Consider the following 15,304-nt stretch of genomic DNA (forward strand, 5'->3'; position numbering starts at 1 on the left):
CGCGGATGCGGCATGGCGCGCATTGAACCCCCGCGCCGCCCGGCCCATATAGGACGCCAAGCATCTATCGGGGGCGAAGGCCAAATGACCACGCAAAACAAGTTCTTTGACGACATCTCGAAGCTGATGACCAATGCCATGGGCGTGGCCCAGGGCGCCCGGTCCGAGGCGGAAACGGCCATGAAGGGCTGGATCGACCGCTGGCTGGCGGATCGCGATTTCGTGACCCGCGAAGAGTTCGACGCCGTGCGCGAAATGGCCATCAAGGCCCGGACCGAGAATGCCGAGCTGAAGGCCAGGCTGGACAAGCTGGAGGCCGGGCGTCAGGGCTGAACCCGGTCCCTCAGCGCGCCGGAGCGGTCATACAGCAGCACCTCGCCCGCCTCGGTCACCACGACGATCCAGTCGCGGGCGAAGGTCACGGCCTCGGCCCGCGCCCCGTCGGGTAGCGTGATCGCGTCCGGCAGGTCGGGCAGCACCGGCTGGCCCAGCCGCAGCCACAGCAGCGCGACCAGGGCGATCATGCCCAGACCCATCACCAGGGCCAGCCCGGTCACCAGCCAGCGCAGCAGCCGCAGTTCCGGCACCGCTTTCGCCGCCCTTTTCCAGTCGCTATCATCCTGATCCATGTCGAACCTTGTTGTGACCATCCCGGCCAATCCGCCCGACCGGCTTGATAAGGCGCTTGCCCTTGCGGTGCCAGAGGCCGCGGCCCTGTCGCGGTCGCGGCTGTCGCGGCTGATCGCGGATGGCGCGGTCAGCGGTCCCCACGGCGTGATCCGCGACGGCAAGGCCCGCGTGGCCGAGGGGCAGGATTACCGTATCAGCATCCCCGACCCGGAACCCGTCGAGACCCGGCCCGAGGCGATCCCGCTGGTCATTGTCTTCGAGGACGACGACCTGGTCGTCATCGACAAGCCCGCAGGCATGGTGGTCCACCCTGCCCCCGGTTCGCCCCGCGGCACCCTGGTCAATGCGCTGCTGGCACATTGCGGCGATTCGCTGTCGGGGATCGGCGGGGAAAAGCGCCCCGGCATCGTGCATCGGATCGACAAGGATACCTCGGGCCTGCTGGTGGTGGCGAAATCCGACCGCGCGCATCACGGTCTTGCCGCGCAGTTCGAATCGCATACGGCGCAGCGCCGATATCTGGCGCTGGCCCATGGCGTGATCGACGGCGCCGACCCGCGCCTGCGCGGCACGCCGGGCGTCAGCTTCGAAGACGGCGCGGTGCTGAAGATCGCCTCGCGCCTGACCCGCCACGCGACGGACCGGCAACGGCAGGCGGTGTTCTTCGACAAGGGCCGCCATGCGGTGACGCGGGCGCGGATGCTGGAACGCTTTGGTCGGCCGCCGGGGGCGATGCTGGTCGAATGCCGGCTGGAGACCGGGCGCACGCATCAGATCCGCGTCCACATGGCCCATGCGGGCCTGGGGCTGATCGGAGATCCGGTCTATGGCGGCGCCCGGCGCGCCTCGGCCAAGGCGCTTGGCGCGGCGGCAGAGGCGGTCACGGCCTTTCCCCGCCAGGCCCTGCACGCGGCGCATCTGGGGTTCGACCATCCGGTGACGGGCAATGCGCTGTCCTTCGACAGCCCCCTGCCCGCCGACATGCAGGCGTTGCTGGACATGCTGCGGGGGGTCGCCTTGACGGAAACGTGACGATCCGCCCCTTACCTGCTGACGATTATCCGTCAGAATGATCCCGATCCCTGCCGGGCCATGCGCTGCGACGGTTCCGCCGGAACCGCTGCCGCGCAGGTTGCGTTCCCAGGATACTTGCGAAAGGCCAGACCATGGCGAATTACGGAAATCTTCCCGCCCCCAGCCCCGAACAGGGGCTGAACCGCTATCTGCAAGAAATCCGCAAGTTTCCGCTGTTGCAGCCGGAAGAGGAATACATGCTGGCGAAGGCCTGGGCCGACCACCAGGACAGCGAGGCCGCGCACAAGCTGGTCACATCGCATCTGCGCCTCGCCGCCAAGATCGCCATGGGCTATCGCGGCTATGGCCTGCCCCAGGCCGAGGTCATCTCCGAGGCGAATGTCGGCCTGATGCAGGCGGTCAAACGGTTCGACCCGGAACGGGGGTTCCGACTGGCGACCTATGCGATGTGGTGGATCCGCGCCTCGATCCAGGAATATATCCTGCGATCCTGGTCGCTGGTGAAGATGGGCACCACAAGCGCGCAGAAAAAACTGTTCTTCAACCTGCGCAAGGCCAAGTCCCGCATCGGCGCGCTGGAAGAAGGCGACCTGCGCCCGGAAAACCTTGCCCAGATCGCCAACGACCTGAACGTGACGGAACAGGAAGTGATCGACATGAACCGCCGCCTGTCGGGCGGGGACGCGTCGCTCAACGCGACCGTGGGCAGCGGCGAGGGCGACTCGGTGTCCCAATGGCAGGACTGGCTGGAGGATGAGGATGCCAACCAGGCCGAAGCCTATGCGGAATCCGAGGAGCTGGACACCCGCCGCCAGATGCTGCTGGCCGCGATGGACGTGCTGAACGAGCGCGAAAAGGACATCCTGATCGAACGCAGGCTGCGCGACGACCCCCTGACGCTGGAGGATCTGTCGGCGCGTTACGACGTGTCGCGCGAACGCATCCGCCAGATCGAGGTGCGGGCCTTCGAAAAGCTGCAAGACCGGATGCGCGTCCTGGCCCGCGACAAGGGCATGAAGGTGCCTGAAAGCGCGACCTGACCCCGGCGGGGCGCAATTGACCTGTTCCCGGCGCGCGCTATGGTCGGCTTGAGGATGGCAGACCGGACCCGATGACCGCGCTTACGGACTTTCAACGGCTCGAGGCCCAGGGCTCGTGGCGCGCAGCCCCGGATGCGCCCCCGCGCGAGGTGATCATATCGGTGGGCGAAGCGACGCTGATCCTCTCCGATCCCCGAACCGACCGGCCCTTGTCGCATTGGTCCCTGCCCGCCGTGATCCAGTTGAACCCCGGCGCCCTGCCCGCGATCTATGCGCCCGGTCTCGGCAGCGAGGATGAAACCGTCGCCATCGACGACCCCCTGATGATCCAGGCGATCGCCCGCGTCCAGGGCGCCGTCGCCAGCCACCGCGCCCACAGCGGGCGGCTGCGCAGCGGGTTGCTGATCCTGGCGATCCTGGCCGTGCTGGGCGGGCTGGTCTTCTGGCTGCCCGGCGCCCTGGTTGCCCATGCCGCCCGCATCGCGCCCCCCGCCCAAGCCCGCGACATGGGCTGGGCGATCCTGGCGGATCTGGAACAAGGGTCGGGCGCGGTGTGCAGGCGCGACTCCGGCCAGGCGGTGCTGGACTGGCTGGCCCCGCAACTGCTTGGCCCCGACGCCGCGATCCGGGTGGTCCCCGGCCCTGTGGGCGGCGCGCGCCGCCTGCCCGGGAACATCTATGTGATCGGCGGCGATCTTCTGCGGACCGCCCCCGGACCCGAATCCGCCGCCGCCCACCTGATCGCCGCCCGCCTTGCCACCAGGGACGAGGATTTGCGCCAAGCCGCCGCCCGTCACGCCGGACTGCTGGCCTCCTTGCGGCTGATGACGCTGGGCCACCTGCCGCAGGACGCGATGCGCGGCTTTGGCGCGGCGATGCTGTCGACCCCCGCGCCCCGGCCCGCCGATGCCGACCTGCTGTCCTCTCTTGCCGAACGCGGCATCCCGGCCGAACCCTATGCCCGCACCCTGGACCCCACCGGCCAGACGGTCCTGCCGCTGATCGAGGGCGATCCCTTCCGCGACGCCCCCCCCGCCCGCGCGCTGCTGACCGACGAACAATGGCTGGCCCTGCAACAGATCTGCGCGGGCTGACGGCACAGCATCGTTTTCGCCGTTGCGCCCCGCCCCGGCTGCGGCTATTCACGGCCCAGGCACCCGTAGCTCAGCTGGATAGAGCGCTGCCCTCCGAAGGCAGAGGCCAGGGGTTCGAATCCCTTCGGGTGCGCCAACGAAATCAAGATGTTATGGTGATGCGATGTTGGCGGCCCATGTCGCCAGTACAGATTGCTGCACATAAACGCAGGCTGGCGCCTACATCCGGTTGCAGATTTCTTGCGAGAATCGCCGTCCCGATTTGGATAGTCCTGATAAAGGCCTATATCTCTCTTGAACTGGGAACGCTGTGGAAGGCGCTCTCCGCCACCCTCCTGCTCTTGCGGTGGAAGGTGGGTATGGCCAACGGCGGGCCGATCGACCGTCAGCAAGAGGGGTGTCCCGGCCGTGCCCCGCACAACGGCGCCGAACTCGTAACCGGGATGTGAGGCGGCGTGGAAAGCAGACACGCATACGGCGAGACGTGGTCGGTACCAGAAGCCAGAGTAGCGACCGGCCCTCACAAGGAAAGGCCGCCCCGAGGGGCGACCGTGACCTGCCACGGGATTTTTCCTCCACCGTCGATTAGAGTCCGGCCCAACCTGAGGACGGACAATGAAGCGAACGAGATTCACGGACGAGCAGATCATCGGCATTCTGGCCGAGCACGACGCGGGCGCGAAGTGCGCCGATCTGTGTCGGAAGCACGGGATGTCGGAAGGCACCTTCTACAACTGGAAAGCCAAGCTCGGCGGCATGACGGTGCCTGAGGCGAAGCGGCTGAAGGCGCTCGAGGATGAGAATGCCAAGCTGAAGAGGCTCTTGGCCGAGCAGATGCTCGACATGGCCGCGATGAAGGATCTGCTGGCAAAAAAATGGTGACGCCCGTCGTGAAGCGCGAGGCGGTCGCGCATCTGCAGGCCCGGTTCGGGGTCTCGGAGCGGCGGGCGTGCCGGATCGCGGGCGCCGATCGCAGGATGGTCCGCTATCGGTCGCGGCGCCCGGCAGATGGGGCGCTGCGCGGACGATTGCGCGAGCTTGCCAACGAGCGGCGCAGGTTCGGATACCGGCGGCTGTTCGTGCTGCTGCGGCGGGAAGGAGAGCCGTCTGGCATCAACCGGATCTATCGGCTCTACCGCGAAGAGGGGTTAACCGTCCGTAAACGCAGCGCCCGCCGCAAGGCGCTTGGCACCCGCGCGCCGATCCTGGTCGAGCCGCGGGCCAATGCACGCTGGTCCCTCGACTTCGTTCACGACCAGTTCGCCTGCGGGCGCCGGTTCCGGATCCTGAATGTGGTCGATGACGTGACCCGGGAATGCCTTGCCGCCATCCCCGACACGTCGATCTCGGGCCGCCGTGTCGCGCGGGAGCTGACGGCACTGATCGAACGGCGGGGGCGCCCGGGCATGATCGTCTCCGACAACAGCACGGAACTGACCTCGAATGCCATCCTGAAATGGTGCGGCGAGCATCGGATCGAGTGGCACTACATCGCGCCGGGAAAGCCCATGCAGAACGGCTTCGTCGAAAGCTTCAACGGCCGGATGCGCGACGAATTCCTCAACGAAACGCTGTTCCATAGCTTGGCCCATGCTCGCCATCTGATCGCGTCCTGGGTCCGGGACTACAACACAGAGCGGCCCCACTCGGCGCTCGGCTATCAGACGCCGGCAGACTTTGCCCGGGCTCTGATCACCGCAATCGACCGCCCCGTTGCGCGAATGGAGGCCCATGCAAGCCGAGCCATTGCTTTTACATCGAAGACACCCACAAATGATCACTGGGCTCCGGTCGCAACTGGATGAAAGACCAGTGGCAGGTCAGGCCTTCTCTATGGTGACGGGTTCTCTTCAAGCAATGGCAAGGGCTCCGGATCTGGTAGATTGAGCATTCCCTCCAATTGCTGAATCAGCGACATTAACTGCGGGAAAGTCGCGCGGTTGATGTCCGCCATCCACACAGACATGTCGCCATTTAGTCGGCCCTGGCCTGCGACCAGGTCCAACAAGTGGTCTGCGTGTCTTCGGTAATGCCGAAGCGGCAGCGCTTCTTCTGCTTCGCTAGGATTGCTGGGCAGCTGAAGCGGACCTACGGAGTCAAGCTCGCCAAATCCGCCACACTCTGGGCTCTCACAATTCCAGCGCGCGCGGTCTGCAAGAAGGAAGGGGTAGCCGCGGGCCGGCTTGAGGGTACCCAAGTCCACTAGAATATCGGCATTGACCAAGACATCCTTACCCCCGCAAACAGGGCACGGGAACGGATCAGGCAGCGGCTCGGTAACTGTAACCATCGGTTTCTCCTCTTCGATGAGGAAGCATTACCCGCGGTTGCGCTTGAATAGGCGTCATAGGCCTGCCGCAGCGGCTTGTTGGTGACGGCCGAAAGGATCTCGGGGAAGTCCGAGGTCGAGTGCAGCGCCCGCGTCGCCACCTCGTCGCGCGACAGGCCGCGCGTGTTCACCCCGGCATTGCCGAGGCTTTCACGAGCCAGTTCCAGCAGCGTCATGCCGCGGTACTGGCGCGCGGCGTCTTCCAGCTGGAACAGCGTCGGGCTGTAGCGGTGCAGCAGCGCATTCGCCACCGCGTCGCGGCGGGTGGCGCGCTCGTCCCGGCCGCCGAGGGGGATCGAGACATGGGGGAAGGTCCGGGTCTCGTCCGACTTGGCGGCGACCTGGTCAAGGATCAGGCGGCGGGACTCGTCGACGCTGATACCGCGCTTGACCAGATCCTCGGCGAAGCCGCGCTCGAGGTTCAGCCGCCCGGCCAGATCGTAGATGGTGGAGACGCGGTCGCGCTCGGCTTCACGGGCGCGCGTGGCGACAGCCTCGGTGTCGGGCGCAGCGGGGGCATCGGTATTCTGAAGCTTCGGCTGGCTTCCCAAAAATCCGGCCCTGTCGCTGGCGATGCGCCGCGCTTCGCCCGCCAGCATACGGTTTTCGCGAGGAAGGACCCGCGAAGTTGGCGATTCACCCCATTCGGGCGTAAATGGGCGTCGAAATGGCCTTGCCAAAATGGGTGTAATTGGGTGTATATTCGGGCATGGCACAGAATCCGATCAATACCGAGACGATCCTGATCACTCAGGAGATCCTCGCGCTCATTGCCGAGATCGACGAGTTCAAGGGCGCGTGGCGTGCGCTCGGTACCTTGGCGCCCGAGCGGCTTTCGGCCCTGCGTCGCGTCGCCACCATCGAAAGCATCGGGTCGTCGACACGCATCGAGGGAAGCAGGCTCTCCGATCGCGACGTCGAGCGGCTGCTCGCCAATCTCGACGTCAAATCCTTTGCCACGCGCGACGAGCAGGAGGTGGCCGGCTATGCCGAGGTGATGGAGCTTGTCTTCCGTTCCTGGGACGACATCGCGATCACCGAAAACCACATCAGGCAGTTGCACCGCGACCTGCTCGTCCACAGCGAGAAGGACGCTTGGCATCGCGGCAACTACAAGACCTCCTCGAACAGCGTCGCCGCCTTCGATGAGGACGGCAAGCAGATCGGCGTTGTCTTCGAGACGGCGACTCCCTTCGATACCCCCCGCCTGATGGCCGAACTCGTCGGCTGGCTGACGTCCGAGCGCGAGCAACGACGGCTGCATCCGCTGCTTGTGATCGCGGTGTTCACCGTCGTGTTCCTTGAAATCCATCCCTTCCAGGACGGCAACGGACGGCTCAGCCGCATCCTGACCACGCTGCTGCTGCTACAGGCAGGCTATGCCTATGTGCCCTACAGTTCGCTCGAAAGCGTGATCGAGCAGAGCAAGGAGGGCTACTACCTCGCTCTTCGGCAGACGCAGGGCTCGATCCGCAGCGAGGCACCGAACTGGCAGCCATGGCTGACCTTCTTCCTGCGCGCCCTGCAGCAGCAGATGAAGCGGCTCGCCGCCAAGGTCGAGCGCGAGAAGCTGGTGCTGCCGAGTCTGCCCGAACTGTCGTTGCGCATTCTGGATCATGCCCGTGAGCACGGCCGTGTGAGCGCAGGCGACATGATCAGGTTGACGGGCGCCAGCCGGAACACGCTGAAACAGCAATTCCGTCAACTCGTCGACAACGGCCATCTGGTTCGGCACGGCGGAGGACGGACGACCTGGTATACGCTGCCGTAGACGCTTCAACGCAAAGGGGAGAGCGAGCCCTTCGGCGCACTCTCCCCATCTTGTCCTTCGGATAGCACGATCATGTTGCAGATGTCGAAGGGAAAAGTGTTGCAACACATTGGAGTCGCTCACGCATTCAGGCGCGCGGCGATCTTGGTCAGCGCCAGCTGCCAGCGACGCCATGCGGTCGTGCGGTCGCAGCCGAGCTCGCCGCTGATCTGCTTCCACGGCACCCGGGCCGCGCGCGACCAGACCAGCTTGCGCTCCGCCTCCTCGATCCAGAGCACCCAGTCGAAGGTCTGCTCGAGCCGGGTGATCGCGGCGGCCGAGGGCCAGACCCGCATCGGCTGCGGCTCCATCGCCGCAATCTCGCGGCTGGTCCGCACGATGTCGGGCCAAGTGTTGAAGTAGCCCTGCGCCTTCACCGGCGGCAGCTTGCGCAGGGTAGCGGCGCGCGGAGATGTCATCGGCCAGCATCGCGAAGTAATCCGCGACGATCAGGTCGTTCTCTTCATCCGTCCAAGGCCCGTTCGACATTGCGCCAGGCTATGGGCACGAAGTGTGTTTGTCATCAGAGACTTCCGGCAAGGTCCTGTCTCGCTTCGAACGCTGCCGCCTGACTTGGGGATCGGCCGCCACGGAACCGTCCTTCTGACCGCCCTGCGCCTTCGTGTCGGTCTCTGTCACCGGATAATCTCGCGAACGGGGCGAGCCCATGAACGCAGCAAGCCATTGGAAATGCGAGGATGTTTTGTGCCGTCCCATGGTCGTCGAGGGGCGCTCGAAGAGAGACGCAGGCCATTCGGAGACCCATTCCGAGTCAAGCGCCCAGTCTCCGAAGGGCGGACGGCCCGGCCAACGCCCTTTGAAGCAAAAAGAAAAAAGGCCCCAATCGGGGCCCTTGGACGGATTCAGTATCTGAATGTGGCGGAGGAGGTGTAACTAATAACGAACTCTCTCCCGTGCCAGTGTCTGCCTTTGCGTGGCGTTTGCGAAATACTGCGAAAAGTTGCAAAAGTCGCGTCAATGGGCAGTGACGATTTCCCAGAAACCATCGCCACGACTTGAAAAAACTCGATTCAAATACGCAGTGAGAAAACCTATGTGCTCTTCCTTCGGAACAAACAACATTATCGGCGACTGCTTTCTTTCGACAGTCTCATGCTCAAGCCTTTGAGATATGACCTTGTCACCCGCAATGAAATCTCTTCGCTGCAGAGCGTGCCATGGAAGAGGGTCACGTACGTAAAGCGTATTCGTCGCACGAAAATAGTTCAGTACTTGCTCACGACTGGTTCCGGGCAAATCAAAACGGATGACATGACGCAAGTCTAATGCGACCTTAGGCTTCTTCGACATGATGAGTTCGCACAGTCGTTTACCGTGCAATCCATCCATCGAAACGATTTCGACCTTATGATTGTCTTGCGCTCCCACATCCTCGAATGAAAAAGAAAGCTGTTCGCTCGAACGCCCGCGAAAGCGGCCTGCGTCGGACACCACTTCTGGCGCCGGGAGGTCATAGCTTTCCTTGGTTATGAGGCGTAGGATAGGATGTGTCATAGCTACTTGGTCAGGGCTGCTTCGAGTTCCGGGTACCCCACGGTGAACGGGGACCACTCGTCCCCCCACTCTGGCGCTTCCATCTCAAAATTTCCAGTCACCTTGTCCTTCAAGCGCCAGGTTTTCTCAAACGCCCTCGTGTACATGCGCGGGGACACGCCGACGAACGGTCGGAAGAGCACCTTCCCTGGTAGGCGCGGCGTAGGTGCAGACTCTGTGCGGTCTTTCTGCTCAACCTCTTTCTTCTGAGTCGCCATAGACTTACGCTCTGGTGGCTGCCAGTTGAACGGATTTGTTTCGATGGCATCGTCATGCAGCTCAAGCGCGAGGCTCTTTGGGTAAGGCTCGATGTACTGAACCTCGTACACACCTGCGCCCACGATGTGCCGCGCGCAGTAGTGACATGGGAAAGTCGTCACGAACAGTCTCGTGCCCACCGTCGACACGCCCTCGCGACCGGCCGAGAGCAAGGCGTCCATTTCTGCATGCACTGCCCGGCTGAACTCGATGAGCCCGCCTAAGCGAGTCTTCCTGATCCGCGCTGCGAGCCCAAGTTTGTCGCCAACGGCGTCGAGCTCCGGCAGCGCAGCGATCAGCTCATCAATAATCTTGTTCTGCTGCTTGTTACTGCTGCAGAACTTTGTTTCGCGAAAAGCGCAGCGATGGTCCTCATGCTCATGGGGCTTCCCAAACCCTTCGCCATATACCCCGCCACCCGCAGCGGGCACTTCGTTGACACCTGTAGCAACAACTGTGCCATCACTATCGACCAGCGCTGCCCCCACCTGGCGTGACAGACAAGCGCTTCTCACTCTGGCGGAGTGAGCATGATGCATGGCAGTTTCTTCCATGGTTGGCCGAACGATTTGATCGTGCGCAACGATATTCACCAGTCGCCCGAGCGGCTCATCGAGGGCGAATTTCTTGCCCTCGGGATCATCCTCTGAGTTGTCGACAAAGTAATCCGCCTCAAAGAATGCCTCAGCTACATGTTGCCCACGTTTATTCCCGGCATCGTCAGAATCACGCTGCATGAAACGCTTGACCTGATCCTTTACCGCCTGCTCTCCATGGCGTGGTTTGCGAAAATACTTCTCAAGTATCCGTTGCTCTCGCCTGCTTTCCTCACAAACAACACCAACAAGCGCAAAAGCATTACCATATGTGCGCCGAAGTAAGCTTACCTCTGCGGGATGCCTTATGGAGTCTATTAGATAGGCGCGCCGTTCATTGTTTGGCCGCACTGGCTCACCTCGAACGTAGGTGACTTCGGTTGCCTCAGCCCGGCGTCGAGCTATTTCACGCATCACCGCTCGTGCCACTTCGGCTGCATCTCGCTCGCGCATCTTGTCTCCAGCATCCTGATATGCCTCGACAAGCTCTAATGTTTTTTCAGTCGACACTGGGACGGGATTCCCATTCTCCTCGTGCCACTGCTTTATCAAGGCGCTGGCTTTGATCCATTCAGTCTTATAACCTGAAGCCTCGCAGGCCCGCTTCAAGGATTCAATAACTCTTGAGCCACCTGCGCCAACCGGTCCAACAACCGCAAAAAACATCTCACTGGATCGGTTCTGTGAAATTACATCCTTAGGCCGTGTTGACAAAAGGGATTCACAGGACGTGCTGAACGTGATTCAAGCTGGTATCTGCGATGGAGACCAGCTTGGCACGAGACCTGATGTCTGACGAGGAATGGGCGTTTCACGAACGCTTCATTCTGGCCGTCCGCGCACCGAACGGGCGCAAACCCATGAACCATCGTCTTGTTCTGGATGGGATTTTCTGGATAGCCCGCACAGGTTCGCCGTGGCGTGACCTGCCGGAAGAGTTCGGCAAGTGGTCGTCGGTCTACCGCCAGTTCCGGCGCTGGACCCTGGCCGGGCTGTGGGAAGGGATACTGGAGGCCCTGAACGAGAGCGGGGTGGTTCCAGCGGCCTTGCAGATGATCGACAGCACCGTGGTCCGCGCCCATCATCAGGCAGCGGGCGCTAAAGGGGGACTCCGCGACAGGGTTTTGGCCGTTCGCGAGGTGGCTTCACGACAAAGATCCACCTCCGCGTCAATGGCGCAGGCCTGCCCATGAGGTCGGACATCACGCCGGGCCAGACATCGGACTATCTGGGCTTTGACCTCATCATGGACGACAACCTGCCAGAGCCCTCCGTCCTGCTGGCGGATCGCGGCTATGACTCTGACAGGGTTCGAGAAACCATGGAGGCGCGCAACGTCGTGCCGGTGATCCCGATGCGAAAGTCCCGCAAGCTGCGCGTGGCCGTGGACCGAACCCTTTACCGGCTGCGCAACCTCGTCGAGCGCTGCTTCAACAAGCTCAAGAATGCCCGCCGCGTCGCCACCCGCTACGACAAAACCGCAGAGAGCTTCCTGGGCTTCATCGACATCACCTCGATCCGCATCTGGCTCCGCCATTTGTCAACATGACCTAGATTCTTTTGCGCTCGATTTTTCAGCCTTGCCAGAGATTTTTTCTACAACTTTCGACAAGACATTCCCCGCAATGTTCGTGTATGGGCCGGCGTCACGTGTAGGACGATCACCTTGATCGCCGCGCCAGTCAATCAGGATCGTACCGACCCTAGCTGGCACATAAGGTGCTGGCTGTGACTGGACCAGACCCATCGAGCTCATTGAGTAATGGACTGCCCCCACGGAGTGGTCCGGGTTGATTGTTAGTGCATCGTCGGCCGCTGGTCTATTGGGATGAGGGCTTCCGGTGCGGGCGGGCGGTATCCCAGGGAGCTGTGCGGCCTGACAGTGTTGTAGTGGCGGCGCCATCGCTCGATGAGGATCTGGGCCTCCCTAAGCGAATAGAAGACTTCTGCGTCCAGGAGTTCGTCGCGGAATCGAGCGTTGAAGCTCTCGCAATACCCGTTCTCCCAGGGTGAACCCGGCTCGATGAACGCGGTCTTGGCACCAACTGCGCCGATCCAGCCCTGCACCTTCTTGGCAATGAATTCCGCGCCATTGTCGGACCTTATGAACGCAGGCGGGCCACGCAAGATGAACAGCTCCGTCAGGGCGTCGATTACGTCGGTGGAATTGAGCTTGCGGTTTGCACGGATCACCAGCGCCTCCTTCGTGAATTCGTCGATGATATTGAGCGTCCGAAACAGCCGTCCGTCATGTGTCCGGTCCTGAACGAAATCATAGGACCAGACGTGGTTCGGGTGCTCCGGTCGGAGACGGACGCAGGACCCGTCGTTCAACCAGAGCCGACCCTTCTTTGCCTGCTTTTGTGGGATCTTCAGCCCTTCACGCCGCCATATCCGTTCCACGCGTTTATGATTTACATGCCAACCGGCGTTGTTCAGCAGTCCGGTGATCATCCGATAGCCATATCGCCCGTAGGTGCGAGCGAGCGCGATGATGTCCTCCGTCAGCCGTTCTTCGTCCGGGGCGCCGCAAGGAACCTTGCGTTGCGTTGAGCGGTGCTGCCCGAGGGTGCGGCAGGCGCGGCGCTCGGATATGCCAAGCGCCTGCCGCACATGATCGATGCACTTGCGACGGCGCGAAGGGCTTAGAAGTTTCCCCGTGCAGCCTCGCTCAGGATCATCTTGTCCAAGGTCAGATCTGACACCGCGCGCCGCAACCGCTGGTTCTCCGCCTCAAGCTCCTTGAGACGCTTCAGCTGATCCCGGTTCATGCCGCCATACTGCTTGCGCCAGCGATAATACGTCGGCTCGGTCACGCCGATCTGCCGCACCGCGTCGGAAATCGCCATTCCCTGTCCATGAAGCACTTCGATCTGTCGAAGCTTCAGAACGATGTCTTCCGGTTTGTCTCGCTTGCCTGCCATCTGATGGTCCTCCTGAACAGGATATTTGTATCCCAGTTGGCGGACCACTTCAGTGGGGGCACTCCAGCTGATCTGCGGCAGGTCCAGCATCGCCACTTCCGGTGTGCCGAAGACGACGGGGTTGGCGAGCGACGCGGGTCGTCGAAGCCGCCGGGCGGAGCGTCAGGCGCACCTTGGCGAGCGTGCCCTTCGGGATGACGTTGGTGTTGGATTGCGCGGAGTTGAAGTCGTTCCAGGGTCCGGACATTGCGCGGCTCAGCGCGCGGGGGCGGTCGCGTGGTTCATCGCCCACTTGGCGCGCGAGGGTCACGCCTTCGCCGAGGCCGATGTGATCTCCGCGTTGCAGACGTTCGAGGACGTCTGGAGTCAGCTGTTCCCTGCAGAGCAGACCCGGATCGTGCAGTTGCTGGTGCGCCGGGTCACCGTGACGTCCGAAGGGCTGGTGATCGATATCCGGACCGACGGCGTCTCGGGCGTCATGCGCGACATGATGGCGCCACGAAAGAAGGTGGCGGCGGAATGATGAACCCTGATGAGTCCATCCAGATCTTCGTGCCGCTCAAGGTCCGCAAGCAGAACGGGCGGCCGAAGATCATGCCGCCTGCCACCTATCTGCCGAGCGAAGACCGGACACAGGATCCGCATATCTTGCGCGCCATTGGCCGGGCGTGGGGCTGGCGGCGGCGCATGGAGGCTGGCGAATTCAACACGGTCACCGATCTGGCGAAAGCCGTCGGGCTTGCCGAACGCCATGTCAGCCGACAGCTGCGCCTCGCTTATCTCGCGCCGGGGGTTCTCAAGCGCTTGGTCTACAAACGCGAGGTGCCCGCCGTGACCCTTTTGAAACTGACCGATATCGCGGCCCTGCCGTGGCACGAACAGACCGAGCGGGTGTTCGACTGAGGCTCAGTGAAAGCTCGCCTGAAACGTCGTCGCAGTCAGCGAGACATGCGCGTCCAGCGGCGGATGCAGCTCGAACGCCTTCGGCTCGCGTGAGAAATTCCAAAGCCGGAACAGGCGCCATTCCGACCGGCGTTCCTCGGCCACGGCCAGCTCGTTGCGCGTATTGTGGAAGGGGGTGCGCTCCCAGCCGTTCGTCGTCTTGACCTCGATCAGCCGAGGGAGCCCGTCCGGGGCGAAACTCGCGATGTCGTAGCCCGCGCCGTCGCCATCTTCCTCCGACACCCAGCGCACCTTGCGCGCCAGATCGTCCCGTCCTGCCGTCCGCAAGGCCGCGCGCTCATGCGCCAGCACGCGCTCCCCGCGCGTCCGAGGGCCCGGTTGCGCTCGTCCCGGCCCGCCACGTCGAACTTGCGGGCGATGTGCAGCATCTGGTCCAACTCCTGCGGGGGCGGCTGGTTCGACAGCGTCGGCGGCGGGCCGATCCAGATCTGCGCCGCCTCGCGTAGACCCGCAGCGGGGTGCCGCCCCGGTTGGCGCCCGAGCCAGGCCGGGTTTAGCGCCAGCCACCGCGCCACGGCATCCACCAAGGTCATCTGGAAGTTGAACGCGGGCTTGTAACCGGGGATCCAGTCCTCGCCGAGCCCCTTCAGCACCGCGCTGATGTTCTGGTGCTTGAACTCGACGGACCCCTCGGACCGGTTGTTCAGCAGAGGCAGCAGCGCGCGGCGATGCTCGGCCTTGCTGTAGCGGCGCGCGGAGATGTCATCGGCCAGCATCGCGAAGTAATCCGCGACGATCAGGTCGTTCTCTTCATCTGTCCACGCCCCGTTCGACATTGCGCCAGGCTATGGGCGCGAAGTCTGTTTGTCATCAGAGACTTCCGGCAGGGTCCCGGCTCGCTTCAGACGCTTCTGCCGGACTTCGGGATCGGACGCCACGGAGCCGTCCTTCTGACCGCCCTGCGCCTTCGTGTCCTTCTCCGTCACCGGACTAACTCGCGAACGGGGCGACCCCATGAACCCGACAACCCATTGGAAATACGAAGATGTTTGGCACCGTCCCGTGGTCGTTGAGGGGCGTTCAAAGAGAGACGCAGGCCATTCGGAGACCCGTTCTGCGTCAAGCGTCCAG

At 63.1% G+C, this 15,304-nt stretch carries 16 protein-coding genes, 1 tRNA gene and 2 pseudogenes; 10 read left to right on the plus strand and 9 right to left on the minus strand.

All coding sequences use genetic code 11. From position 1 onward, the window contains the following. Positions 1 to 84: 84 nt before the first annotated feature. Entirely contained in the window at positions 85 to 333 is a 249-nt protein-coding gene (locus PXD02_RS08975; RefSeq protein ID WP_275103580.1) for an accessory factor UbiK family protein, read from the plus strand. Here the strand turns inward: PXD02_RS08975 and PXD02_RS08980 are convergent. Beyond that, positions 324 to 629 (minus strand): DUF6476 family protein, encoded by a 306-nt coding sequence (locus PXD02_RS08980; protein WP_275103581.1) that lies wholly within the window; start codon positions 627 to 629, stop codon positions 324 to 326. The two genes, PXD02_RS08975 and PXD02_RS08980, sit on opposite strands and share 10 nt — an antisense overlap. On the opposite strand from PXD02_RS08980, the gene PXD02_RS08985 reads away from it, so the two are divergent. From PXD02_RS08985 to PXD02_RS09005, 5 genes are all read left to right on the plus strand, one after another. Then, positions 628 to 1,662 (plus strand): RluA family pseudouridine synthase, encoded by a 1,035-nt coding sequence (locus PXD02_RS08985; RefSeq protein WP_275103582.1) that lies wholly within the window; start codon positions 628 to 630, stop codon positions 1,660 to 1,662. The two genes, PXD02_RS08980 and PXD02_RS08985, sit on opposite strands and share 2 nt — an antisense overlap. A 134-nt stretch (positions 1,663 to 1,796) precedes the next feature. Beyond that, a complete protein-coding gene (gene rpoH, locus PXD02_RS08990; protein ID WP_275103583.1) occupies positions 1,797 to 2,705 on the plus strand; it encodes an RNA polymerase sigma factor RpoH in 909 nt (302 codons plus the stop codon). Positions 2,706 to 2,776: 71 nt separating this feature from the next. Next, positions 2,777 to 3,799 (plus strand): hypothetical protein, encoded by a 1,023-nt coding sequence (locus tag PXD02_RS08995; RefSeq protein WP_275103584.1) that lies wholly within the window; start codon positions 2,777 to 2,779, stop codon positions 3,797 to 3,799. Between the two features lie 59 nt (positions 3,800 to 3,858). Continuing rightward, a tRNA-Arg gene (locus tag PXD02_RS09000) sits at positions 3,859 to 3,935 on the plus strand. A gap of 479 nt (positions 3,936 to 4,414) precedes the next feature. Continuing rightward, positions 4,415 to 5,604 (plus strand): IS3 family transposase gene (locus tag PXD02_RS09005; protein WP_275103585.1). Its coding sequence is split into 2 segments (ribosomal slippage): positions 4,415 to 4,667 and positions 4,667 to 5,604, totalling 1,191 coding nucleotides; the frame shifts between segments, so codons are not numbered across the junction. Between the two features lie 26 nt (positions 5,605 to 5,630). Here the strand turns inward: PXD02_RS09005 and PXD02_RS09010 are convergent. After that, positions 5,631 to 6,023 carry a hypothetical protein gene (locus PXD02_RS09010; RefSeq protein WP_275103586.1) on the minus strand — a complete coding sequence of 131 codons (393 nt, stop codon included), beginning with the start codon at positions 6,021 to 6,023 and terminating at the stop codon, positions 5,631 to 5,633. Beyond that, entirely contained in the window at positions 6,002 to 6,727 is a 726-nt protein-coding gene (locus tag PXD02_RS09015; protein WP_275103587.1) for a hypothetical protein, read from the minus strand. Before PXD02_RS09015 ends, PXD02_RS09010 begins: the two co-directional genes overlap by 22 nt. A 110-nt stretch (positions 6,728 to 6,837) precedes the next feature. On the opposite strand from PXD02_RS09015, the gene PXD02_RS09020 reads away from it, so the two are divergent. Next, positions 6,838 to 7,899, plus strand: coding sequence for a Fic family protein (locus PXD02_RS09020; protein WP_275103588.1), 1,062 nt, complete (start codon positions 6,838 to 6,840; stop codon positions 7,897 to 7,899). Positions 7,900 to 8,018: 119 nt separating this feature from the next. Here the strand turns inward: PXD02_RS09020 and PXD02_RS09025 are convergent, their stop codons facing one another. The 4 genes and pseudogenes from PXD02_RS09025 to PXD02_RS09035 all read right to left on the minus strand — a co-directional run bounded on the left by PXD02_RS09025 (position 8,019) and on the right by PXD02_RS09035 (position 11,012). Next, positions 8,019 to 8,357, minus strand: a complete 339-nt coding sequence (locus PXD02_RS09025; protein ID WP_275103589.1) for a DUF6362 family protein — start codon at positions 8,355 to 8,357, stop codon at positions 8,019 to 8,021. Beyond that, positions 8,335 to 8,427 (minus strand): annotated as a pseudogene (locus tag PXD02_RS16865) (protein NO VEIN domain-containing protein); the annotation flags it as partial. The pseudogene PXD02_RS16865 and the gene PXD02_RS09025, both read right to left, overlap by 23 nt. Before the next feature lie 486 nt (positions 8,428 to 8,913). Next, the gene (locus PXD02_RS09030) at positions 8,914 to 9,453 is read right to left on the minus strand and encodes a hypothetical protein (protein ID WP_275103590.1); all 540 of its coding nucleotides are present in this window, start codon (positions 9,451 to 9,453) and stop codon (positions 8,914 to 8,916) included. A 2-nt stretch (positions 9,454 to 9,455) separates the two neighbouring features. After that, positions 9,456 to 11,012, minus strand: coding sequence for an anti-phage dCTP deaminase (locus PXD02_RS09035; RefSeq protein WP_275103591.1), 1,557 nt, complete (start codon positions 11,010 to 11,012; stop codon positions 9,456 to 9,458). Positions 11,013 to 11,107: 95 nt separating this feature from the next. Here PXD02_RS09035 and PXD02_RS09040 point away from each other — a divergent pair. Further along, positions 11,108 to 11,895, plus strand: a protein-coding gene (locus PXD02_RS09040) for an IS5 family transposase (protein WP_275103592.1) whose coding sequence is annotated in 2 segments (ribosomal slippage) — positions 11,108 to 11,447 and positions 11,447 to 11,895 — 789 coding nt in all. Because the reading frame shifts where the segments join, the coding sequence is not laid out codon by codon here. A 248-nt stretch (positions 11,896 to 12,143) separates the two neighbouring features. Here the strand turns inward: PXD02_RS09040 and PXD02_RS09045 are convergent. Further along, a protein-coding gene (locus PXD02_RS09045) for an IS3 family transposase (RefSeq protein WP_275103593.1) occupies positions 12,144 to 13,270 on the minus strand; the annotation gives its coding sequence in 2 pieces (ribosomal slippage) (positions 12,144 to 13,006 and positions 13,006 to 13,270; 1,128 coding nt in all). A gap of 121 nt (positions 13,271 to 13,391) precedes the next feature. On the opposite strand from PXD02_RS09045, the gene PXD02_RS09050 reads away from it, so the two are divergent. Both PXD02_RS09050 and PXD02_RS09055 read left to right on the plus strand, forming a co-directional pair. Further along, complete coding sequence (locus tag PXD02_RS09050; protein WP_275103594.1) at positions 13,392 to 13,793, plus strand: hypothetical protein; 402 nt, start codon at positions 13,392 to 13,394, stop codon at positions 13,791 to 13,793. Beyond that, complete coding sequence (locus tag PXD02_RS09055) at positions 13,790 to 14,173, plus strand: hypothetical protein (RefSeq protein WP_275103595.1); 384 nt, start codon at positions 13,790 to 13,792, stop codon at positions 14,171 to 14,173. The genes PXD02_RS09050 and PXD02_RS09055 overlap by 4 nt, the downstream gene beginning before the upstream one ends. 3 nt (positions 14,174 to 14,176) lie before the next feature. Here the strand turns inward: PXD02_RS09055 and PXD02_RS09060 are convergent. After that, a pseudogene (locus PXD02_RS09060) lies at positions 14,177 to 15,009 on the minus strand (protein NO VEIN domain-containing protein). Between the last annotated feature and the right edge of the window lie 295 nt (positions 15,010 to 15,304).

It is taken from the genome of Paracoccus sp. S3-43 (genome assembly GCF_029027965.1).
Lineage (GTDB): Bacteria > Pseudomonadota > Alphaproteobacteria > Rhodobacterales > Rhodobacteraceae > Paracoccus.